This window comes from Vibrio sp. Vb0349, assembly GCF_033338975.1.
This window is the reverse complement of record NZ_JAWOTS010000020.1, coordinates 1-21,951: the sequence shown is the minus strand read 5'-3', so window position 1 is coordinate 21,951 and position 21,951 is coordinate 1. Positions and strand designations below refer to the sequence as shown.

General features: G+C 46.1%; 19 protein-coding genes and 1 other RNA gene. 4 read left to right on the top strand and 16 right to left on the bottom strand.

All coding sequences use genetic code 11. The features are described from left to right. Nucleotides 1–14: 14 nt before the first annotated feature. The 16 genes from lpxC to rsmI form a co-directional block, all read right to left on the bottom strand. Complete coding sequence (lpxC, locus tag R7Q47_RS18010; RefSeq protein ID WP_005381871.1) at nucleotides 15–932, bottom strand: UDP-3-O-acyl-N-acetylglucosamine deacetylase; 918 nt, start codon at nucleotides 930–932, stop codon at nucleotides 15–17. A 101-nt stretch (nucleotides 933–1,033) separates the two neighbouring features. Then, nucleotides 1,034–2,272 carry a cell division protein FtsZ gene (gene ftsZ, locus R7Q47_RS18005; RefSeq protein WP_017633617.1) on the bottom strand — a complete coding sequence of 413 codons (1,239 nt, stop codon included), beginning with the start codon at nucleotides 2,270–2,272 and terminating at the stop codon, nucleotides 1,034–1,036. A gap of 30 nt (nucleotides 2,273–2,302) precedes the next feature. After that, nucleotides 2,303–3,565, bottom strand: coding sequence for a cell division protein FtsA (gene ftsA / locus R7Q47_RS18000; RefSeq protein WP_005372946.1), 1,263 nt, complete (start codon nucleotides 3,563–3,565; stop codon nucleotides 2,303–2,305). Further along, nucleotides 3,558–4,340 carry a cell division protein FtsQ/DivIB gene (locus R7Q47_RS17995; RefSeq protein ID WP_318089297.1) on the bottom strand — a complete coding sequence of 261 codons (783 nt, stop codon included), beginning with the start codon at nucleotides 4,338–4,340 and terminating at the stop codon, nucleotides 3,558–3,560. Before R7Q47_RS17995 ends, ftsA begins: the two co-directional genes overlap by 8 nt. Nucleotides 4,341–4,532: 192 nt before the next feature. Continuing rightward, nucleotides 4,533–5,990 carry a UDP-N-acetylmuramate--L-alanine ligase gene (gene murC, locus R7Q47_RS17990; RefSeq protein ID WP_318089295.1) on the bottom strand — a complete coding sequence of 486 codons (1,458 nt, stop codon included), beginning with the start codon at nucleotides 5,988–5,990 and terminating at the stop codon, nucleotides 4,533–4,535. Nucleotides 5,991–6,013: 23 nt separating this feature from the next. Next, nucleotides 6,014–7,081: an undecaprenyldiphospho-muramoylpentapeptide beta-N-acetylglucosaminyltransferase gene (gene murG, locus R7Q47_RS17985; RefSeq protein ID WP_248487351.1), complete on the bottom strand. Its 1,068-nt coding sequence runs from the start codon at nucleotides 7,079–7,081 to the stop codon at nucleotides 6,014–6,016. Then, nucleotides 7,068–8,264, bottom strand: coding sequence for a cell division protein FtsW (gene ftsW, locus R7Q47_RS17980; RefSeq protein WP_005372933.1), 1,197 nt, complete (start codon nucleotides 8,262–8,264; stop codon nucleotides 7,068–7,070). Before ftsW ends, murG begins: the two co-directional genes overlap by 14 nt. Nucleotides 8,265–8,282: 18 nt before the next feature. Beyond that, a complete protein-coding gene (gene murD / locus R7Q47_RS17975) occupies nucleotides 8,283–9,596 on the bottom strand; it encodes a UDP-N-acetylmuramoyl-L-alanine--D-glutamate ligase (protein ID WP_248487349.1) in 1,314 nt (437 codons plus the stop codon). A gap of 39 nt (nucleotides 9,597–9,635) precedes the next feature. Next, complete coding sequence (gene mraY, locus R7Q47_RS17970; RefSeq protein WP_005372931.1) at nucleotides 9,636–10,718, bottom strand: phospho-N-acetylmuramoyl-pentapeptide-transferase; 1,083 nt, start codon at nucleotides 10,716–10,718, stop codon at nucleotides 9,636–9,638. Next, nucleotides 10,718–12,082 (bottom strand): UDP-N-acetylmuramoyl-tripeptide--D-alanyl-D-alanine ligase, encoded by a 1,365-nt coding sequence (locus R7Q47_RS17965; protein WP_213867228.1) that lies wholly within the window; start codon nucleotides 12,080–12,082, stop codon nucleotides 10,718–10,720. Before R7Q47_RS17965 ends, mraY begins: the two co-directional genes overlap by 1 nt. Beyond that, a complete protein-coding gene (murE, locus tag R7Q47_RS17960) occupies nucleotides 12,079–13,560 on the bottom strand; it encodes a UDP-N-acetylmuramoyl-L-alanyl-D-glutamate--2,6-diaminopimelate ligase (protein ID WP_213917034.1) in 1,482 nt (493 codons plus the stop codon). The genes R7Q47_RS17965 and murE overlap by 4 nt, the downstream gene beginning before the upstream one ends. A 62-nt stretch (nucleotides 13,561–13,622) precedes the next feature. Continuing rightward, on the bottom strand, nucleotides 13,623–15,416 hold the full coding sequence (locus R7Q47_RS17955) for a penicillin-binding transpeptidase domain-containing protein (protein ID WP_086046525.1): 1,794 nt from the start codon (nucleotides 15,414–15,416) through the stop codon (nucleotides 13,623–13,625). After that, nucleotides 15,413–15,730 carry a cell division protein FtsL gene (gene ftsL / locus R7Q47_RS17950; protein ID WP_005372920.1) on the bottom strand — a complete coding sequence of 106 codons (318 nt, stop codon included), beginning with the start codon at nucleotides 15,728–15,730 and terminating at the stop codon, nucleotides 15,413–15,415. The genes R7Q47_RS17955 and ftsL overlap by 4 nt, the downstream gene beginning before the upstream one ends. A gap of 5 nt (nucleotides 15,731–15,735) precedes the next feature. Next, nucleotides 15,736–16,686 carry a 16S rRNA (cytosine(1402)-N(4))-methyltransferase RsmH gene (gene rsmH, locus R7Q47_RS17945; protein ID WP_005372918.1) on the bottom strand — a complete coding sequence of 317 codons (951 nt, stop codon included), beginning with the start codon at nucleotides 16,684–16,686 and terminating at the stop codon, nucleotides 15,736–15,738. Nucleotides 16,687–16,861: 175 nt separating this feature from the next. Continuing rightward, nucleotides 16,862–17,292: RNase P RNA component class A (rnpB, locus tag R7Q47_RS17940), an RNA gene on the bottom strand. 167 nt (nucleotides 17,293–17,459) lie between these two features. Next, nucleotides 17,460–18,323 (bottom strand): 16S rRNA (cytidine(1402)-2'-O)-methyltransferase, encoded by an 864-nt coding sequence (gene rsmI / locus R7Q47_RS17935; protein WP_005372907.1) that lies wholly within the window; start codon nucleotides 18,321–18,323, stop codon nucleotides 17,460–17,462. Between the two features lie 68 nt (nucleotides 18,324–18,391). On the opposite strand from rsmI, the gene R7Q47_RS17930 reads away from it, so the two are divergent. From R7Q47_RS17930 to R7Q47_RS17915, 4 genes are read left to right on the top strand one after another with little or no spacing between them, the layout of a single operon-like run. Then, nucleotides 18,392–20,203 carry a penicillin-binding protein activator gene (locus tag R7Q47_RS17930; protein WP_005372905.1) on the top strand — a complete coding sequence of 604 codons (1,812 nt, stop codon included), beginning with the start codon at nucleotides 18,392–18,394 and terminating at the stop codon, nucleotides 20,201–20,203. Beyond that, complete coding sequence (locus tag R7Q47_RS17925; RefSeq protein WP_005372903.1) at nucleotides 20,190–20,558, top strand: YraN family protein; 369 nt, start codon at nucleotides 20,190–20,192, stop codon at nucleotides 20,556–20,558. Before R7Q47_RS17930 ends, R7Q47_RS17925 begins: the two co-directional genes overlap by 14 nt. A 3-nt stretch (nucleotides 20,559–20,561) precedes the next feature. After that, on the top strand, nucleotides 20,562–21,152 hold the full coding sequence (locus R7Q47_RS17920; protein ID WP_005372901.1) for a phosphoheptose isomerase: 591 nt from the start codon (nucleotides 20,562–20,564) through the stop codon (nucleotides 21,150–21,152). Between the two features lie 21 nt (nucleotides 21,153–21,173). Then, complete coding sequence (locus R7Q47_RS17915; protein WP_025768401.1) at nucleotides 21,174–21,842, top strand: BON domain-containing protein; 669 nt, start codon at nucleotides 21,174–21,176, stop codon at nucleotides 21,840–21,842. Nucleotides 21,843–21,951 lie beyond the last annotated feature (109 nt).

Sequence of the window (21,951 nt, the reverse complement as noted above, 5' to 3'; positions counted from 1 at the left end):
CTAATGCCAAGTATTTACGCAAGCACCATATTTGGTTCTGCGAATGCTACTGGTGAGCCGACTTCTTCTTCGAATGTAGTCCACTCCCACGCTTCCTGATCTGCAAGAACAGCACGTAACAGTTGGTTATTTAAACCGTGGCCAGATTTAAAGGCACGGAATTCACCAATGATTGGGTGGCCACACATGTAAAGGTCACCAATCGCATCCAACACTTTGTGAGTCACAAACTCATTTTCAAAGCGTAGACCTTCTTCATTAAGAATACGGTAATCATCCAAAACGATAGCATTGTCAAAACTACCACCCAAAACTAGGTTTTGAGATTGTAGATATTCGATATCACGCATAAAGCCAAACGTACGTGCTCGAGAAATCTCACGAACAAAGCCTTTTGACGAGAAATCAAACAGCAAACGTTGCTCGTCTGATTCAATCGCTGGGTGATTAAACTCAATTTCGAAGTCCATACGGAAGCCGTTAAATGGTACAAATTCTGCCCATTTATCACCATCTTCAAAACGAACTGGCTTTTTGATGCGGATGAAGCGTTTTGGCGCATTTTGCGTTTCGATACCTGCTTGTTGTAGCAAGTATACAAATGGGCTTGCACTACCATCCATGATCGGAATTTCAGGTGCGTCTACTTCGACAACAATGTTATCGATGCCCATACCAGCAAGTGCCGCATTCAAGTGCTCAACAGTTGAAATACGCACACCTTCATCGTTTACCAATGCAGTACAAAGCATGGTGTCACGAACCGAAGCTGGATCAGCTGGAAAATCTACAGGTGGATTTACATCTGTACGACGGTAAATGATACCTGTATTTGCAGCAGCCGGGCGCAGAGTAAGTGTGACTTTACGACCAGAGTGGAGACCCACACCAGTTGTTTTCACTATTTCTTTCAGAGTACGTTGTCTGATCATCTGCTTGCCTCTCAAAAATTTGCTACAAAACACGGCCGTCTGTAACGTCGACCGTGAATGCTACCATAATTTTGAGCCATGTCAAATTTATGGGTTAAAGATTAATCAGCCTGACGACGCAAAAATGCCGGTATATCTAAATAACCACTTTCCTTTTCTTGCTTTGGAGCCGCCGAACTTTGGCTCGACGAAGCTGGAGAAGAAGGAGCAGTGTTTGTCGGCTGAGGAGTTACCTGTGGCTTCTCTTGCACTTGATTATTCTGCAAAGTCTGTGCCGGTTTTTCTTCAGCTTGCGTTGCCGCTGCTTGTTGCTGTGGTTGAGCTTGCGGCGTCGGTGCCACTTTAGCTTTACCACCCGCAACTAGCGTGATATCTGGCTTTTTCTCATTACCAATACCTGTCGCTACAACTGTTACGCGGATTTCGTCAGTCATATCAGGGTCTAGAGAAGTACCGATAACAACAGTCGCATTGTCAGAAGCGAATGCCTTCACTGTATTACCAACCGTCTCAAACTCGTCAAGACGCATATCCAGACCAGCAGTAATATTGACAAGAACACCACGAGCGCCCGCTAGATCGATGTCTTCCAGAAGTGGGCTAGAAATTGCCATTTCAGCCGCTTCTTCAGCACGGTCTTCACCTTTGGCGATGCCGCTACCCATCATTGCGTGACCCATTTCAGACATTACAGTTCTTACGTCCGCAAAGTCGACGTTGATCATGCCAGGGCGAGTAATTAGCTCAGCAATACCTTGAACGGCATTCTTAAGAACATCGTTAGCGCTTGCAAAAGCTTCTAGTAGTGTTACACCACGACCAAGTACTTTAAGTAGCTTTTCGTTTGGAATCGTGATCAAAGAGTCAACATGCTTAGACAGCTCATCGATACCTTGCTCAGCAAATGCCAAACGCTTTTTACCTTCAAAACTAAACGGTTTAGTTACTACCGCTACTGTTAGAATGCCAAGCTCTTTAGCCACTTCAGCAATAACAGGCGCTGCACCAGTACCGGTACCGCCACCCATACCAGCTGCGATAAACACCATATCGGCGCCAGTCAGGGAATCTTTAATTCGATCTCTGTCTTCGAGAGCTGCGTCACGGCCAACCTGTGGATTAGCACCTGCACCCAGACCTTTAGTGATATCACCACCGATCTGAATAACATTGCCAACGCTTGTCTTACGAAGTGCTTGCGCATCAGTGTTGACGCTGATGAATTCCACACCTTCGATGGATTCACGCACCATGTGTTCAACGGCGTTACCACCGCCGCCACCAACCCCAACGACCTTGATTACTGCATCGTCAGACATTTCCATCATCGGTTCAAACATGTGTTGTCTCCGTTTATCCTGCAACTCAGGTTAAAACTCTTTTTGTATCCAGTTACGCAATTTATCGAAAAAGCCAGTTACAGATGAGCGTTTAGGTTCATTATAATCGCTATCGTCGCTAGACTGCATGTCTCTTGCGTAATGAAGTAATCCAACTGCCGTAGAATGGTACGGCTCTTTTACATAGTCAGTTAATCCGCTGACTTCGAGCGGTTTGCCGACCCTTACTTGATTGCGGAATACGCGTTCCGCACATTCTACCACTCCGTCCATTTGCGCAGCACCGCCGGTGAGTACAACTCCCGCAGCCAGATGGTGCTTGATACCCTCTTCGCGCAATTTTGCTTGTACAGAGTCGATAGTTTGGTTAACCAGTCCCATAAGCTCAGAGTAGCGTGGCTCAATCACTTCTGACAACGTTTGACGTTGCAGGCTACGTGATGGTCGTCCACCTACGCTTGGTACATTAACCGTGTCATCCTTACTGACCAGTTCACTCAAAGCACAGCCATATTTGACTTTTATTTCTTCAGCATCGCTCACTGGCGTGCCAAAAGCAAAAGCAATATCACTGGTTACAGCATTTCCTGCGTACGAAAATACTTCTGTGTGACGTAACGCACCGCCAGTCCAGATGGCCACATCCATCGTGCCGGCGCCAATATCAACCACACAAACTCCAAGCTCTCTTTCATCCTCGGTGATTACTGCATTGCTAGCAGCAAGCCCAGAAAATACGAGTTGTTCTACTTTAAGGCCGCAGCGTTCTACCGCCTTAATAATGTTGCGTGCCATGTCATTATGGCATGAGATAAGGTGGACACTCACTTCCATTCTTACCCCAGATAAACCAAGCGGATTTTTGATTCCCTCTTGGTAATCAATGGTGAACTCTTGCGGGATCACATGAAGAATTCGCTGTTCATCACCGATTTTAATCGATTTTGCGGTATGGATAGCGCGATCCATGTCTTCTTGAGACACCTCTTCATCAGAAATCGTGCCCATACCTTTTTCAATTCGGCTTGCGATATGCTTACCAGACAACGAAATGAAGACTCGGCTGATCTGGCACTCTGCCATTAATTCAGCTTGATCAATTGCACGTTGTACTGATTTTACAACCGACTCCAAATCATTCACGCCACCTTTATCCATGCCGCGTGAGGGGCTACTACCTGCGCCAATAATATTAATTTGACCGTCTGGTAAAACCTCACCCACTAGAGCCGATACGGTTGCAGTGCCTATATCAAGACCAACAATAATGTTGTCATCAGCGGCCTTAGTCATCTGTACTCTCTTCTAACTCTTGTTCAGGAAACCAACCAACTGCGGCTCCTGTATCGTACCTAAGATCGATATAACTGATTCTTTGCGTGTCACTGCCAAGCTTGTTATAGAGCTTAAAAAAGCGCTCTATACGCTCAAGAAGAGACTCTTTTCCGAGCTCTAATCGAATACCGTTATCAAGGATGATTTGCCAAGCTCGTCGCTCGTTTAATACCAGAGACGATATCGCTAAACCCAATTGCTGAAACTTAGGACTCAAATCACGGTAAGTCTGTAAGACTTCCGGTCCGCTATCTTTGGGTCCGTACAGCTTCACTTTTTCTTCTTGCAACAGAGCAACATCTCCATCAAAAACGAACCCGTTTTTATCTAACAGTCCGTTGCCATTCCAAATGGCTTCTGGTTGATGCTCCGTCAAAAAAACTTTTACTGTATCCGGCCACTGCTTTCGGATTGCGGCATGCGCTACCCATGGCAGAGCTTCGACACTTTGCTGTAATACATCAATATCCTGAGACATAAATGTACCGATGTGATCAATTCGACTAAATGCAGCCTGCACATCGTCAGCTTGGACATACTCCAGTTTCCCCTGAAGTACTATTTTGGAGAGAGGTAACCTTTGGTCATCCCACATCCAACTGATCGCCGCGTACAAAACAGAACTAATTAAAGTCACAACCACAACGAAAAATAACGCACCCAAGATTTTTTCTTGGCGACCACGGTTGTTGCCCGTGTTTGGTCGCTCGTCATTCAGTGCAATATTCAACAACGTCTTCGTTTCCTGACTTTTGTCGTGTACTTTTTACCCATATAATTACGCAGAGGTAAAAGTCTTGACTTTAACCTTGGGATTATACTGAGCTCTTGTAAACTATCAAACACTGATAGCAATAAATCACAATGATATTGACGCAAAATCGAGATCTGAGTCTTTATCTGTCCTTCGCGTCAACAATATGTGTCAGCCAAGCATCTTGTTTATATTCAATTTAAGACCTGCTAGCTGTTTCGCAACTTTACCAATATCACCCGCACCTTGCGTTAAGATTAGGTCGCCGTCTTGTATAACGTTAGCTAAAACTGAAGGTAATTGCTCGATTTCTGGAACAAAAATCGGATCTACCTTGCCTCGGCTGCGAATTGTGCGACATAAAGCGCGCCCATCAGCACCTGCAATCGGCTTTTCACCCGCTGCGTAAACATCCAGCATGATTAATACATCCACCTGTTCAAGCACATTCGCGAAATCATCGTATAAATCACGAGTACGGCTATAACGGTGCGGTTGGAAAATCATCACCAAACGCTTGTCTTGCCAACCACTGCGTGCTGCATTAATGGTTACATCCACTTCTGTTGGATGATGGCCGTAATCATCAACAAGCATTGCATGGCCGTTGCCAATATCAAACTCGCCAAGGTGATCAAAACGTCTTCCCGTACCTTGCGTACCTGCCATTGCCTTTAGGATCGCATCGTCTTCAATGTCATCTTCAGTAGCAACCGCAATCGCAGCAGACGCATTCAATGCATTGTGACGACCTGGAATATTCAGCGTGATATCTAAGTTAGCTCGCCCTTTACGTACTACCGTAAATTTGCCTTGCTGTCCCTCTTGACGATAATCTTCAATACGTACGTCGGCATCTTCAGAAAAACCGTAAGTTATCACTTGACGACTAATACGTGGGATTAACTCTCGAACCACAGGATCGTCAATGCAAACAATTGCTTGGCCGTAAAACGGTAGATTATGAAGGAAATCGATGAAGGTTTGCTTTAAGGTTTCAAAGTCACCACCATAGGTATCCATATGATCGGCTTCGATATTGGTAACAATGCTCACCATTGGTTGCAAGTGCAGGAATGACGCGTCACTTTCATCTGCCTCTGCAATTAGAATACGACTCGAGCCTAGACGCGCATTTGTACCTGCGCTTTTCACCAAACCGCCATTCACAAACGTTGGATCAAGACCGGCTTCAGAATAGATTTGAGTAACAAGAGCGGTCGTCGTGGTTTTACCGTGTGTACCCGCAACGGCAATACCGTGACGGAATCGCATCAATTCAGCCAACATCTCTGCGCGGCGTACAATAGGGATGCGTAATTCACGTGCCGCCATCACTTCTGGGTTTTCTTCGTTGATCGCCGTTGACACAACAACCACACTGGCTTTTTCTACATTACTGGCTTGATGACCAATAAATACCGTCGCACCTTTTGATACCAAGCGCTCTGTCACAGCGTTCTCTGATAGATCAGAACCTGTGATTTGGTAGCCTTCGTTCAACAGCACTTCTGCAATGCCGCTCATGCCCGCACCACCAATACCGATGAAGTGGATGGATTTCACGCGGCGCATCTCTGGCACCATTGCGCGAATCTGAGCTAAGTCTTGTGTATGTTGGATTGTCATCAATTCTATTCTCAATAATTCGGTTAACGCTTTTCGGTCAAAGCGACAATGGCTTGTGCGACAACTCGGTCAGCATTCAATTTTGCAGCGCCACGCGCTTGCTCAGCCATTGTAAGTAAAGCTTGGCGATCCAATTGTTGGATCTGCTGAGTCAGAAACTCAACGGTTAAATCTGGTTGTTCAATCATTTTCGCCGCGCCGCAATCCACCAAGTGGTCTGCATTAAGTGCTTGCTGGCGGTCTTTGTGCATGAATGGAACAAAAATAGCGCCTACACCTGCCGCCGAGACTTCAGAAACGGTTAACGCTCCAGAGCGACAAACTAAAAGATCAGCCCATGCGTAAGCTTCTGCCACGTCATCAATGAATTCCATTACTTCTGCATTTACCACACCATTAGCTTGGTATGCTGCATTCACTTCTTCGGCGGCACCTTTGCCCGCTTGATGACGAATACAGTAATCTTCGCCCAATTTCGACATCACTTCTGGCAGAGTTTGGTTAAGAATACGTGCGCCTTGGCTGCCACCCATCACCAAAATGCGAATTGGACCTTGGCGCTCTTGCATGCGCTCAGTTGGCGCTGCTAATTGAGTCACGTCTTCACGAACTGGGTTCCCAACCACTTCGGCATTTGGAAAAGCGCCTGGGAAAGCCTGAAAAACCTTCTTAGCGATTTTCGATAACCATTGGTTCGTTAAACCTGCTACTGCATTTTGTTCATGCAGAACAACAGGAATGCCACTCATCCAAGCGGCAATACCGCCCGGGCCGCTAACATAACCGCCCATACCAAGCACTGCGTCTGGCTGCCAGCGTTTCATGTGAGCACGAGCCTGCATAATGGCATTGATAATTTGAAATGGTGCTGCAAGAAGACGTTTAACGCCTTGACCTCGTAACCCTTTCACTTTGATAAAGTCGATTTCAATGCCATGTTTTGGCACCAAATCCGCTTCAATTCGATCCGCCGTACCTAACCAACGGATCTCCCAACCTTGTTCTTGAAGCTGTTTTGCTACCGCCAAACCTGGGAATACGTGACCGCCAGTACCACCAGCCATCACCATCAAACGTTTATTTTGTTTCATTAGCTTGTTGTTCTGATTGTTGTTGCTCGCGTTTCAAGCGGCATTCGTAATCGATACGCAGTAATATGGACACTGCGACGGACATAATTATTAGACTAGAACCACCATAACTGATAAGTGGGAGTGTTAAACCTTTAGTTGGAACAATACCGGCGGCAGCTCCAACATTAACCAAGGTTTGAAACGCAAACCAAATACCAATTCCGAAAGCCAGATAACCTCCGAACATTTCGCCTTCTTCAAATGCACGCTTTCCGATGTAAACCGCTTTTAGCACCAAGCTAAAAATCAGCATTAAGACCAACACTACGCCCACGAAACCAAGCTCTTCAGCAAGTACGGCAAACACAAAGTCGGTATGTGCTTCCGGTAGATATTCCAGTTTTTGAATTGAATTACCGAGACCTTGACCGAACCATTCACCACGACCAAACGCCATCAAAGACTGAGTCAACTGATAGCCACTACCAAACGGGTCTTCCCACGGGTCAAGGAAGGAGGTTACACGTCGCATACGGTATGGCTCTACGAGAATCAAACCTACCACAGCGCCGATACCTGCCACCATCAAGGCGAGAAACTGGGTTAGTTTTGCACCTGCGATAAAAAGCATGCCAAACAGCGTGACCAGCATCACGACGACCGTCCCCAAGTCTGGCTGACCAAGTAGTAATACTGCGAAGAAGGCAAACACCATGATTGGCTTCATAAAGCCACCAAAGAACGTTTGTCGTACTTCGTCTTGCTTTCGAACTAAGTAACCAGACATGAAGATAAACAGCGATAGCTTCGCGACTTCCGCAGGCTGAAGGTTAAACAGCCCAAGGGGAATCCAACGAGACGCACCATTAACCGACTTACCCGCCAAGAGCACGATGATCAACAGTGCGAAAGAAGCCCAAAGTAAGTAATGGCTCTTCTTAAACCACTCTTGCAAAGGCACTTGCAAAATAACAGCGGAGGTCCCTAACGCCAGCACGAGAAACGTCGCATGACGAAACATAAAGTGGAACGGCTGTTCCGTTAATCGAGAGCTGATTGGAAATGATGCAGAGGTTACCATGACCAAACCAGTCAACATCAAACCCAGTGCAATCCACACTAACTGACGATCAAACATCGCCTCTGGGGCTGGATGCTTGAGCCAATTGCCAATACTGCGTTTAACGTTACCTAAACCCACGAAGTGTGTAACCTTTAATTATGCATATTTCTGAGCAAGAGCAGCGAAAGCATCACCTCTTGCCATAAAGTTGTCGAATTGATCAAAGCTAGCACATGCAGGAGACAGCATCACCATATCACCTGGTTTTAACTGCAAAGATACTTGTTGAATCACATCTTCCATAGTGTCGAAACGTATTGCAGATTCATGCAGTGGCATAAATTCATCGCCATCAGCGCCAAAGCAACACAGTTGCAAGTTAAGCGTCGCGAAGATCGGTTTTAATGGCGAGAAGTCAGCACCTTTGCCAACACCACCAACGAGTAAGTAGAGCTTGCCTGTCGATTCCAAACCAGATAGCGCAGCCATAGTGCTGGCAATATTAGTTGCTTTAGAGTCATTCACCCATTTGACGCCTTGATTATCCGCAACCACCTGGCATCGGTGTGTCAGTCCCGTGTAATTTTTAAGTGCATTCAATGCTTTGTGATAGTTTACGTCCGCAGCTTTTAATAGCGCTAAAGCAACCAGAGCGTTAGATAAGTTGTGCTTACCAACCAACTTAAGCTCATCACTTGCGACAACTCGTTGACCGTGATCGAGCAGCCAAGTACGGTTGCCATCCACCTCGAGACCAAAGTCCTGATTGTCGCTGCCAAATGTCACCAATGGCATCTCTGCGTCTGGGAAGGTTTCTTGATCATCACGGTTCACGACTGCAAGAGCAGCATGGTTAAAAATACGCAACTTAGCTTGTCGATAGTCAGACATGCCTTGATAACGATCCATATGATCTTCAGAAAGATTCAGAAACGCAGCGGCTTTGAGCTTTAAGCTTGACGTCGTTTCTAACTGGAAGCTCGAAAGTTCGAGTACATATAGGTCTGCGTCTTGTTCTAACAAATCCAGTGCAGGCACACCGATGTTACCACCAACACCAACATCCAAACCTGCAGCCTTAGCCATCACACCTGTGAGGTCGGTTACTGTGCTCTTACCGTTTGAGCCCGTAATCGCAATCACCGGTTTCTGCACCGCCCAAGCGAATAACTCGATATCACCTACTACTGCCGTACCTTTTGCTAATACGGCTTGGATCTCTGGTGTCGCTAGCGCAATACCAGGGTTGGTCACGATAAGATCCGCGTCAGAAAGCCAGTCTGTATTCCAACCACCACTATGCAGTTGAACACTTTCCGGCAAGCGCTCTGCACCTGGAGGGTTTACACGAGTATCAATGACTTTGACCACAAGTTGTGGCTGATTTTTTCTTAGGTGTTTAACGACAGAGAGCCCGGTAATACCGAGCCCTACGACGACAACACTATGTATGTTTTGCCAACGTTCCATATTTGATCACACTGTAAATCTTGTTCTTGGAAAGCGCGATTAACGCACTTTCAATGTCGCAAGACCAATCAGAACAAGAACCATAGAAATAATCCAGAAGCGCACGATTACGCGAGGTTCTGGCCAACCTTTCAATTCGTAGTGGTGGTGAATTGGTGCCATACGGAAAATGCGCTGACCACGTAATTTGTAAGAACCTACCTGCAGGATGACTGATAGCGTTTCCATTACAAATACGCCACCCATGATCACCAACACCAACTCTTGACGAACTAGAACAGCAATGGTGCCCAATGCACCGCCAAGCGCTAGTGAGCCCACATCGCCCATGAACACTTGTGCTGGGTACGTGTTAAACCACAAGAAACCAAGGCCTGCACCTACGATTGCTGTACATACGACAACTAACTCAGAAGCATGTGGTAAGTATGGTATATGAAGGTATTCAGAGAAGTTAACGTTACCGGTCGCCCATGCAATAACCGCGAAGCCTGCTGCAACAAGAACCGTTGGCATGATTGCCAAACCGTCTAGACCATCAGTCAGGTTGACCGCGTTACTTGTACCTACAATGACAAAGTAAGTCAGAATGATATACATCAAACCAAGCTGCGGCATGATGTCTTTAAAGAATGGCACCACTAGCTGAGTTGCTGCTGTGTCTTTACCGTAAGCATACAATGCGAAAGCGACGACAAACGCGATCAACGACTGCCAGAAGTACTTCCAACGCGCGATCAAGCCATCGGTATTTTTTCGCACCACTTTACGATAATCATCAACAAATCCGACCGCACCGTAGCCAAGTAAGACTGTCAGTACCGCCCATACGTAAGGGTTGGATAAGTCTGTCCATAGCAAAATCGTGATTGAGATGGCCGCTAAGATCATGATACCGCCCATTGTTGGGGTACCACGCTTACTAAAGTGAGATTCAGGACCTTCGTTACGCACTACCTGACCAATTTGCAGCATTTGCAAACGCTTGATCATGATTGGTCCCATCCATAATGACAGACCTAGAGCGGTTAATACGCTTAGGATTGCTCGAAAAGACAAGTATTCAAACAATCGGAAAAAAGACAGGTATGGCTGTAGCAGCTCGGCAAGCCAAATAATCATTAATAATACTCCTTCAAAGCAGCAGCGACTTCAAACATACGTGCACCGTTCGCTCCTTTCACCAATATCGTATGGTTTTCAGGAACGGCTTGGTCTAGATGCTGCTTGATGTATTCAATCATCTCTTGGTGCGTCTCAAAATGAATGCCTTGGCAAAGATCACTGATCACCTTGGCGTCTGCACCATATGTGAGAACATGTTCAAATTTTTGTGGGGCAGCATGTTCCCCGACTTGACGATGAAGTGCAAGACTTTCCTCGCCCAATTCCGCCATATTACCTAAAATCAGCCAGCGTTGACCTGGGAAAGCGGCCAATAAATCAACTGCCGCTTTCATGGCTGGCACGCTCGCGTTGTAGCTGTCGTCAATCAATTTTATCTTTTCGCTCAGCGCTTCAACCTCGACGCGACCTTTCACTTTGTTCAAATGTTTAAGGCCAGCACGAACCTCTTCTAATGTGGCTCCCATTTGTAACGCAATAATAGAAGCAGCGATCGCATTCGCAACGTTGTGTTGACCTATAATACCCAGAGACAGTTCAATTTCTTGTGAGCTTGCTGCGATATGTAAGTCAAAGCTTGCTTCACCTGCGGCGTTCAATACGATGTTAGAAGCGAAGAAGTCTGCATCAGTATTACTTTGTGAAAAAGTAATGACTTTCTTATCTGCTAACACTTCATCCCACTTGGCTTCACCATTGCTGTCTAGGTTAACAATCGCAATACCACCAGCTGAAAGGCCTTGGTAGATTTCACCTTTGGCTTGTTTCACGCCATCGATAGAACCAAAGCCTTCAAGGTGAGCGGCTGCTACATTATTCACTAACGCGATATCTGGTTTTACTAACTGAGTCGTGTAAGCAATTTCACCTATATGGTTAGCACCAAGCTCAATCACGGCATAATCATCATCCTGCTGTGAGCGCAATAATGTCAACGGAACACCAATATCATTATTGAAGTTACCCGCCGTGAATAACACTTTGCCTTTCAATTGCAGGATACTCGCAACCATTTCTTTTACGGTCGTTTTACCGCAACTTCCGGTGATGGCAACGGTAGGTGTTTTGCATGCTTGATGCGCCCAAGAAGCAAACTCACCCAATGCAAGTTTGGTATCCGACACCACAATTTGCGGCACATTCACATCTAAGCGTTTTTCTACGAGTAAAGCACCGGCACCTGCATCTACCGCTTGTTGGCAAAAGTTGTGCGCATCAAAGCGCTCCCCTACTAACGCCACAAATAGAGCACCACGATCAATCGTTCGTGTATCAGTAGAAACCGCGTCGATAAGTAGATCGTCGCCGAATCGCTCACCACGAGTGATGTCTGCAATTTGAGATAACGTTACTTTGATCATGAGGTCAATCCTAAAAGTTGCATTGCGGACTCGCGGTCGGAGTAATGAATCGTTTCGCCATTACGAATCTGATAATCTTCATGGCCCTTCCCTGCTAACAAGATAATGTCGTTTGGCGAAGCATTTTCAATGGCATAAGACAGTGCTTTGAAGCGGTCATGCTGAACAATCGCTTCAGCAGGTTTTGACAGCCCAGCTAACATGTCTTTCACAATCTGAACCGGATCTTCGCTGCGTGGGTTATCGTCAGTCAACACCACTCTATCACCTAGTCGCTCTGCAATTTCCGCCATCATTGGGCGCTTACCTGCATCGCGATCGCCACCGCAGCCAAAAATAGCCCACAGCTGGCCTTCACAATGAACTCGTAAAGCTTGCAGCGCTTTTTCTAAAGCATCAGGAGTGTGGGCATAATCGACCACGACTTTGGCACGATCCTCAGTTTGGAATAACTCCATTCGGCCGAGTACAGGTTGCAGTTGACCTGCAGTTTCGAGTAACGCTTGTTTCTCTTTACCTAAGCTTAATAAGGTCGCAAAAGCGAGCATTAAGTTGGTTGCATTAAACTCACCAATCAATGGCGCGTGCAATTTACCTGAGCCAAATTTACCATCGAACTTAATAGTAATCCCTGACTCTGCGTAACTGACTTCCGTCGCCCAAATTGCGCTTTCAAATTCAGTGTTCGGCTTGAGCGAGACAGCGATCGCATTACTTAACTGCGACGCCCATTGATGACCGACTTCATCATCAACATTGATAATGGCACGTTCACATTGGTGTTGCGTGAACAACCCAAGCTTTGCATTGGCATACTCTTCCATCGTGCCATGATAATCTAAGTGGTCACGACTTAAGTTAGTAAACACGCCCGCCGCAAATGATAATGCTTTGACACGACCTTGCGTCAGGCCATGAGAAGATACTTCTAGCGCGGTGTATGTGGCTTGTTGATTTGCGAGAGAGGAGAGCGTTTTCTGAATTTCAACGGCATTCCCCGTTGTATTCGCAGCTTGTTGCAAGTTATTGAGGAAGCCATTTCCTGTTGTTCCCATTACCGCCGCTTTATGGTCAAGCAGTTCTAGCCATTGCGCTATTAACTGGGTAATGGTGGTTTTGCCGTTGGTGCCGGTGACACCAATCAAATCCATATCAGGGTAAGCATAGATCTTTCCAGCAATTGCGGATAAACGTTGGTCCAACCTATCAATGTAAATGACGGGAACATCATCAATGATTTCCACCGTACCATGTGTTTTGACATCGCAGGCTTGCGCCAGGGCTGCATTTGCACCTTGCTCAATTGCAGAGGCAATGAATTTACGCCCATCCACAACATGGCCAATCACTGCTACAAACGTGGTTCCAGGTTGAACTCTTCGGCTGTCGAGCTCCAATTCAGAAACAAGAACGGACGATAAGCTAGGGCAATCCACCCAAGGGGAAAGCAGCACGTCCATACTGATGGCTTTAGTCATATTTGTTCTCCGAGCTTTGGCTCAGGTTTTCTTAATTTTGTTTGCTCAGTAAACCACAGGGCTTACTGTTGGAATTTGTTTTCGTCAGGTGCAACATTGAGTATTTGTAGCGCGCCTTTCATGATTTCAGAGAAGACAGGAGACGCTACCGAACCACCATAGTAATCATCACCTTGAGGCTCGTTTACGATCACCACCAAAGCAATTCGCGGATCGCTAACCGGAGCAAGCCCAGCCGTGTAGGTGATGTACTCGTCGCTGTACCCACCGGCAGAAGCTTTACGTGATGTACCTGTTTTCGCTCCCACTCGATAACCAGGAACTGCCGCTCTGCGAGCCGAGCCCCCTTTTTGAGTTACGGTTTCCAACATGTCTAATACTTGACGCGCATACTTCGCACTCACCACTTGACGTGACATGTCATGATCATTGCTTTCGATAATATGAATAGGCTCGTATTTGCCAAGGTTTCCAAGCGTCGCATAAGCATGGGCTAGCTGGATTGGTGTAATCGATAGACCATAACCAAACGCAATCGTGGCGCGCTCAATTGGCGACCAACGAGTTCGTGTAGGAAAAATACCCGTCACTTCCCCAACTAGGTTTAGGCCAGAAAGCTCACCAAAACCCACTGAACTGTACAGCCCAAGAAGCGCCTCTACCGGCATTTGCATTGCTAGCTTCGTCACACCGATATTACTCGACTTTTTAAGGATCGTGGTCAAGCTTGCTTTGCCTACGCGAGAGACATCTCTGACTCGACTACCACCTAAACGTAGGACACCATTACCGGTATCTACGATGGTATCTTTATCAGCTATCCCATTTTCTAAGGCGGCTAAAATAACGAAAGGCTTAATGGTCGAACCGGGCTCCATTGAGTCCGTGATCACTCGGTTACGCATTTGATAGCTTTGCCAATCGCTACGATTGTTAGGGTTGTAAGAAGGAGCATTAACCATGGCCAATACGGCGCCCGTTTTTACATCCAACATGACAACAGAACCTGAAGTGGCGCGGTGGTCCGCAACGGCTTGCTTAATCGCACGATACGCAATCGCCTGTAGACGCTGATCGATAGTTAACTGAAGTGATTTACCTTCTTGCTTGTCTTGCCAAGCAATGTTTTCCACAACACGACCATAACGGTCTTTACGAATAGTTTTCTTACCCGCCGCGCCAGTGAGCCACTCGTCGTAGCTACGCTCCACACCTTCTAGGCCATGCCCGTCAATGCCTGTCACACCGACTAAGTGAGCACTAACCTCACCTGCAGGATAATAACGACGAGATTCCGACTTAAGGCCAACACCTGGCAGCTTTAACTCACGAATATAGTTCGCCATGGCCGGACTGACCTGGCGCTGCAAGTAGATAAAGCGGCGTTTTTCATTGCGCTTGATTTTGTCTATTAACCCTTGTCGGTCAATACCAAGAACATCCGCTAATGCATGCCAACTTTTGGTCTGGCTTAACGCGTTTTCTTTAAATATCGTGGCAGGATCTGCCCAAACAGCCTCAACCGGTACACTGACAGCAAGCGGCTCACCATTTCGATCCGAAATAATACCGCGAGCAGAAGGAATGGATTTAACACGAACCGAACGTAGGTCACCTTGTTTAATCAGGTTATCTGGCTCAATGATTTGGATGTAGGCTACGCGTGCCACCAAAAGGGCAAATGCACAAAAAACAAAAAACAGTAATAGATGGAAGCGCCAACGAATCAAGAAAGATTCTTCGACCGCCACTTTCACTGCTTTATTATCGGTTTTCTTATCCCCCGTAGCCGCTTTCTCTTTTGCTACAGGTTTACGCTTATTGGCTTGTTTCGTGTTGGATTTTTTTCTAATCATTTGAGCGTGACAACCACTTCTTTATCGCCATCAGGTCGTTTCATTTCAAGTTCTTTTTTGGCAAGGTCTTGAACACGACTGTGTTCCGCGAGGGCAGTTTCTTCCAACATTAAGTTACGCCATTCGCTATCTAATCGTTCTCGTTCAACCAACGTATGGTCTTTCTCGGTGATCGCTTGACGCGCATGGTGGGTAGCAAATACCACTCCCATTGCCGATGCCACGATCAATAGCAACAACAGTAATGGCCAGCGACCAACAGTGAGGAGATCTGTTGCAATCAACTTAGCAAGATTAGGAGTGGATTTCGTCATAATAATTAAAGCTTTTCCGCAATTCTTAACACAGAGCTGCGCGAGCGAGGGTTCATTTCAATTTCTTGTTTGCTTGGCTTAATCGCTTTGCTCACCGCTTTCATATTCGCACTACCAAGAGCACGAATTTGCTCTTCCGTCATTGGAATACCGTGTGGCACTTCAGGCCCTTTGCTCTCTTTACGGATAAAACGTTTGACCATACGGTCTTCCAGAGAGTGGAAGCTAATCACAGATAAACGGCCTTCAGGAGCCAGAATGCTCGCCGCGCCTTTAAGTGCCGTATCAATTTCTTCTAACTCACTGTTGATGTAAATACGAAAAGCCTGGAAAGCACGAGTCGCAGGGTGTTTTTTCTCTTTAAAACTTTTCGGTGCGGCATCTGAAATCAATTTTGCCAGCTGACCAGTGCGAACCATTGGCTCATTTTCTTCGTCTTCACGGTAGGCAACAATCGCTTTTGCAATACGGCGCGCATGTTTATCTTCCCCAAACTCGCGAATGACCCAAGTGATATCATCGAGGTCTGCTTCCATCAACCATTGAGATACTGGAACACCTGATGTCGGGTCCATACGCATATCTAGCGGACCGTCTTTCATAAAGCTAAAGCCACGCTCTGCGTCGTCTAACTGAGGAGAAGAAACGCCTAAATCCAGCAGAACACCATCCACTTTTCCAACTAGTCCATACTCTTCAGCATACTCAGCAATACCAGAAAATGGACCATGAATAATGGTGAAGCGAGGGTCATTGATTTTGCCTGCCTCAGCGATCGCTTGAGGGTCACGGTCGATACTGTACAGTCGGCCATTTTCACCGAGTTTAGATAGAATTGTCCGGCTGTGACCGCCACGGCCAAATGTTCCATCAATATAGACGCCGTCTGGTTTGATAGCTAAGCCATCAATGGATTCATTTAATAACACGGAAATATGTTGGAAGGTTTCGGTCATAGCTTTCTCGTTGAATGATCTTGAAGCGATTCTTTAGTGTACTGATTTCCTACATCATCGCCACCACAAGTCTAAAGTTAGACGTGATTTACGCCAAGTTTATTGGTAATGACATAGTTTGCGTCAATTAAATGCAAAAAACCCATCACTACCGAAGTAGAGATGGGTCTCGAATAGGTGGAGCCGACACATAAGCCGGGTTCTGTTCCGCTTGCGCGGCGGTAGCCATTCGTCTAGGCCAGCAATCACTCACTGGCTCGAGCAACCTACCCGCCTCCTTACGCGAGCAACGCAATGTGGAGGCCTATTTGGTCTTGCTTCAGGTGGAGTTTACCCTGCTACGAACTATTGCTAGTCGTCCGGTGCGCTCTTACCGCACCCTTTCACCCTTACCTGTACCCTTACGGGCCATCGGCGGTCTTCTCTCTGCTGCACTTGTCGTAGGCTTGCGCCCCCCAGGCGTTACCTGGCACCTTGCTCTATGAAGCCCGGACTTTCCTCCCCTTTGTCAGTCTCCCGAAGGACGTCAACGTCAGTCTCCCAAAGGGACTTCGACGTCAGTCTCCCGAAGGACATCAACAAAGCAGCGACTACCCAGTCAGCTCCGAGGGCGGATTGTATAGAGTTCTCACTTCAGAGTCTAGTTAGATCACAGATATGATGAAATGAATGCACTAAGTGATGACTTTTTAGTCAGCGCGCCAAAAATAGATAATAAAAAGGCCGATTCCTAAACATCAGCCCTCATTGACCATTTATCTCGCTAGCGGCACTTAGTCTAAGTTTTCTAAGCCCCATTTATATAGCGCATTCTTCTTCAAGTTATGTATTTCTGCCACCAAAGCAGCTGCTTTTTTCAAAGGCAGCTCTTTGGTCAAAATCCCTAACGTGCGTAAAGCATCTTCAGGTAGTGAGTCGTCTGTTGTTTCACGATGGCCATGTACCAACAATACCATTTCACCACGCTGTTGGTTATCGTCACTTTTCACCCATTCAATCAGCTCACCTAACGGCATGCCTTGAATGGTTTCAAAGGTTTTTGTTAGCTCTCTTGCCAACACAACTTCTCTATCTGGGCCAAGAACGTCTAACATGTCTTGTAGAGAGTCTAAAATACGGTGCGGTGACTCGTAAAAAATACACGTACGCTCTACCGAAGCAATCTCTAGGAATTTATCCTTACGACCTTTGCTTTTCGGTGGTAAAAAACCTTCGAAGCTAAAGCGATCAGATGGCAAGCCAGAGGCACTTAACGCCGTAATGACCGCACAGGCACCTGGAAGAGGCACAACTCTAACGCCCGCTTGACGACATTTTGTCACCAAATGGTATCCTGGGTCGCTGATAAGTGGCGTACCAGCGTCAGAAACTAATGCGATAGACTGACCGGAAAGCAGCTTTTCTACCAAAACTTGTGCTTTTTGCTGCTCATTGTGGTCATGTAGAGCAAAAGTTTTGGTTTGAATATTGAAGTGAGACAGTAATTTGCCCGTATGTCGAGTATCCTCAGCGGCAATGATGTCCACAGTCGACAGAATTTCGATAGCACGTTGGGTGATATCCGCTAAATTTCCGATTGGAGTCGGTACGATATAGAGAGTTGGCCCCTCATTCGGCAACTTATTTTTATCTGTCATTTGTTTACCATCACTTCAACGATTAATATAGAGACAATTTTGTACAAAATTATAGAGAACTCACGGCAATGATTAACCATAAGAGACTCAGTGTACCACGCATACTTACTCCTGTTGCACTAGCAATTACGCTCGCCGCCTGTTCTTCAGGTCCAAGACAGCCTGATGGCGTTGATGTAACACTTGAGCCTACTCAGTCTGTTCAGAACTATATGATCCAAGCTGATAGCACGGAAGGCAGTTTACAAAATGACTGGTTGATCATGGCAACCAAAGCCGCGATTCAAGCAAACCAGTTTGATCAAGCAGAAATGTTGATCAAGCGCCTGGCTCGTCAACAGTTAACCGAAGTTCAGCAAGCAGAGTGGCAACTAGCGCGTGCGACCATACAGCAAAAACAGGGTAATTACTCTCAGTTGCTGCAATTGTTGAATTTTAAACCTTGGTGGAAGTTGCCAAATGAGCAATGGAAAGACTATTACTTAATGCGTGCCGACGCTTATCAAGGTCTTAACCAAGCGTTTGAGGCAAACCGCCAACTGGTTGCATTTGGCCAATATGCATCGTCCGCGGAGCAGAGAGAGATTTCTAGCCGTATTTGGATGAACTTTGGCAGCTACTCCGAGTACGAACTGACCTCATTAGAAACAGAGCCAAATGAAGATGTTTTGGATGGTTGGCTACAACTCGCTATTTATGCGAAAACGCTGTCGGGCAACTTATCCCAACTAAAAAATACCCTCGAACGCTGGTTAAACGAGAACCCATCGCATCCAGCCGCTATCTACACACCAGAAGAGATTCAAAACATTCTCTCTCTAGACATCGTTAAACCAAACAACACCGCTTTGTTACTGCCGCTTACTGGTAAATTCTCGCCACAAGCGCAATTAATTCGTGATGGTTTTGTGTTTGCGATGATGAATGATCGTAACCGTGATCCAAGCGCTACCCTCACGGTAATCGACACTAATGCGTATAACGCCGACCAAATTAAACAACGTTTGATCAATGAAAACATCGACTTTGTTGTTGGTCCGCTAGAAAAAGAAAACGTTGAGCTATTGCACACAACCATGGATGGCTCAGAAAATGGTCCTACGATTCCAGCCCTTGCGCTAAATATTCCCGAAGATGTGCAACCAGATAGCAATATTTGCTACTTGGCACTATCACCAGAACAAGAAGCCGCACAAGCAGCGAAACACTTGTTCAGCGAAGGCTATAACTTCCCTCTGATTCTGGCACCAAAGGGCAGCTTTGGTGAACGTGTAACTGAAGCGTTCAACAAAGAGTGGCGCAAGTACAGCTCTAATAAAGTCGCAGCAAGTTATTTTGGTGACAAGCGCCAACTTCAAAAAGACATCAATGAAGTATTTGGTCTGCAAGAAAGCAAACAACGTATTGCTCAGATGCAATCACTAATGCGTATCAAGCTTGAAACACAGCCACGTAGCCGTCGTGATGTCGATGCGGTTTATATTGTTGCTAGAAGCACGGAACTGACTTTGATCAAGCCGTTTATTGAGGTAGCGATTAACCCAGACGCCAAAGCGCCACAAATTTTCTCTAGCTCGCGTAGCAACAGTGGCGGCGCGACTTACGAAGATCTAACAGGCATCATCTACAGCGATATTCCATTACTGATTGACCCAGACCCTAGCGTGACCGCTGAAATGAACGAGCTGTGGTCAGAGCAATCTAACATGGAAAAACGTTTGAAAGCACTGGGTATGGATGCGTATAAATTGATTGGGGAGCTGCCACAAATGAAGGTCGTTCCGGGCTACTCAGTTGGCGGCCAAACCGGTATTTTAAGTATCGACAATAATTGTGTTGTACAGCGTGAGCTAAGCTGGGCTGAGCGTGGGGCTCTTTAGCAAGCGCCAAATCGGAAATCAATATGAAGCTCTGGCGAAGCAATATTTACAACGCCAGGGCTTAAACTTTATTGAACAAAATTTTCTGACTAAGGTCGGTGAGATTGATTTAATCTTCCAACAAGGTGAAACTATTGTGTTTGTTGAAGTCAAATACCGTAAGAACAATCACTTTGGCTCGGCAGCAGAAATGGTGACGCACGCTAAAATGCGCAAGCTAGTCAAAACAGCACAAGTTTGGCTTAGCCAACAAAAGCGCTTAAAACACAATATCGATTATCGATTTGATGTCATCGCCATTCATGATAATGGGCGAGATATCAACTGGATAGAAAACGCAATCTCTGAAGGATAAGCGATGCTAGACAGCATTAAAGACAGCTTTACAGAAAGTATTCAAATTCAAATCGCAGCAGCAGAGGCGCTGCCTGATGCCATTACTCATGCAGCTCAAGCGATGGTGTCGAGCCTGCTTAATGGCAATAAAATTTTATGTTGTGGTAATGGCGGCAGTGCTTCAAACGCTCAACAATTTGTTTCTTGTCTTTTAAACCGTTTTGAAACTGAGCGCCCTAGCCTACCAGCAATGGCCTTAACCGCCGATAATACTACCCTAACCGCAGTGGCCAACGATTACCACTACCAGGAAATCTTCTCAAAACAGGTACGAGCGTTTGGTCAACCAGGCGACATTTTGCTTGCCATGTCGACTAGCGGTAACAGTAAAAATATTATCAAAGCGATGGAAGCAGCCGTAACTCGAGACATGACGATTATCGCGCTAACAGGAAAAGATGGCGGAGAGATGGCAGGACTGCTCGGTGAGAACGACGTCGAAATTCGTATTCCATCACACCGCACTGCACGTATTCACGAAGTACATATGGTAACACTCCATTGTCTTTGTGATCTTATTGACCAGGTGCTTTTCCCTGCTCACGAAGAGTAACCAAGACTGAGAGTCAGAATTATGATACGTAGCCTTGTTATCTTATTAACAGCATTGAGTTTAAGTGGTTGCGCAGGTTTGTTTATCGCAGGTGCAGCAACCACAGCGAATATTGTCACGGACACACGCACGACAAAACAAATCTGGCAGGACAATAACATCGAATTCGAAGTTGCGGCGATCGGCAATAAAGCACCGTTTAAAGGTGAAGTTCGTGTCGTTGCCAGTTCATATAATGGGACTGTAGTCCTTATGGGACAAGCTCCGACACAAGACCTTATCCTTGCTTTAGAGCGAAGGGCTCGAGAAGTTAGTGGTGTAAAAGTCATACACAATCAAATCAAACAAAAAGAGCCACTCACTGTTACCCAGATTAGCAATGACAGCTGGATCACAACCAAAGTAAAGTCAGCTTTGCTTACTGATTCTGAGCTTAATGGTGTTAAGGTTAAAGTGATCACCGAAGATGGCGACGTTTTTCTGTTTGGTTATGTCACGCCAGAGCAAGGCGATCGAGCGACAGAAATCGCACGTAATATCTCAGGCGTAAAACAAGTCATTAAAGGGTTCCAATACGGCGAAATGGAGCCTGTTGAAGTGGACTTACCGAGTGACGGTGTACAAACAATAGAAAGTGAGGCAAGCACAGAAAATGAAGAGAACGTCGAAGTCTTTACGATTAGTGAGTAATTTCCAAAGCTTGGCTTGAAATCACCTTCAACAATGACCCGTCCTGATATGGGTTGACACTTTTTAACTAAAACGCTCGATGTACTTCATCGGGCGTTTTGTATTTTAA

Excerpts from the sequence above, each read along its gene's own strand:
- lpxC (WP_005381871.1), bottom strand. The coding sequence starts at position 932 with ATGATCAGACAACGTACTCTGAAAGAAATAGTGAAAACAACTGGTGTG.
- ftsZ (WP_017633617.1), bottom strand. The coding sequence starts at position 2,272 with ATGTTTGAACCGATGATGGAAATGTCTGACGATGCAGTAATCAAGGTC.
- ftsA (WP_005372946.1), bottom strand. The coding sequence starts at position 3,565 with ATGACTAAGGCCGCTGATGACAACATTATTGTTGGTCTTGATATAGGC.
- murC (WP_318089295.1), bottom strand. The coding sequence starts at position 5,990 with ATGACAATCCAACATACACAAGACTTAGCTCAGATTCGCGCAATGGTG.
- murG (WP_248487351.1), bottom strand. The coding sequence starts at position 7,081 with ATGAAACAAAATAAACGTTTGATGGTGATGGCTGGTGGTACTGGCGGT.
- murD (WP_248487349.1), bottom strand. The coding sequence starts at position 9,596 with ATGGAACGTTGGCAAAACATACATAGTGTTGTCGTCGTAGGGCTCGGT.
- mraY (WP_005372931.1), bottom strand. The coding sequence starts at position 10,718 with ATGATTATTTGGCTTGCCGAGCTGCTACAGCCATACCTGTCTTTTTTC.
- R7Q47_RS17965 (WP_213867228.1), bottom strand. The coding sequence starts at position 12,082 with ATGATCAAAGTAACGTTATCTCAAATTGCAGACATCACTCGTGGTGAG.
- murE (WP_213917034.1), bottom strand. The coding sequence starts at position 13,560 with ATGACTAAAGCCATCAGTATGGACGTGCTGCTTTCCCCTTGGGTGGAT.
- R7Q47_RS17955 (WP_086046525.1), bottom strand. The coding sequence starts at position 15,416 with ATGATTAGAAAAAAATCCAACACGAAACAAGCCAATAAGCGTAAACCT.
- ftsL (WP_005372920.1), bottom strand. The coding sequence starts at position 15,730 with ATGACGAAATCCACTCCTAATCTTGCTAAGTTGATTGCAACAGATCTC.
- rsmH (WP_005372918.1), bottom strand. The coding sequence starts at position 16,686 with ATGACCGAAACCTTCCAACATATTTCCGTGTTATTAAATGAATCCATT.
- rsmI (WP_005372907.1), bottom strand. The coding sequence starts at position 18,323 with ATGACAGATAAAAATAAGTTGCCGAATGAGGGGCCAACTCTCTATATC.
- R7Q47_RS17930 (WP_005372905.1), top strand. The coding sequence starts at position 18,392 with ATGATTAACCATAAGAGACTCAGTGTACCACGCATACTTACTCCTGTT.
- R7Q47_RS17920 (WP_005372901.1), top strand. The coding sequence starts at position 20,562 with ATGCTAGACAGCATTAAAGACAGCTTTACAGAAAGTATTCAAATTCAA.
- R7Q47_RS17915 (WP_025768401.1), top strand. The coding sequence starts at position 21,174 with ATGATACGTAGCCTTGTTATCTTATTAACAGCATTGAGTTTAAGTGGT.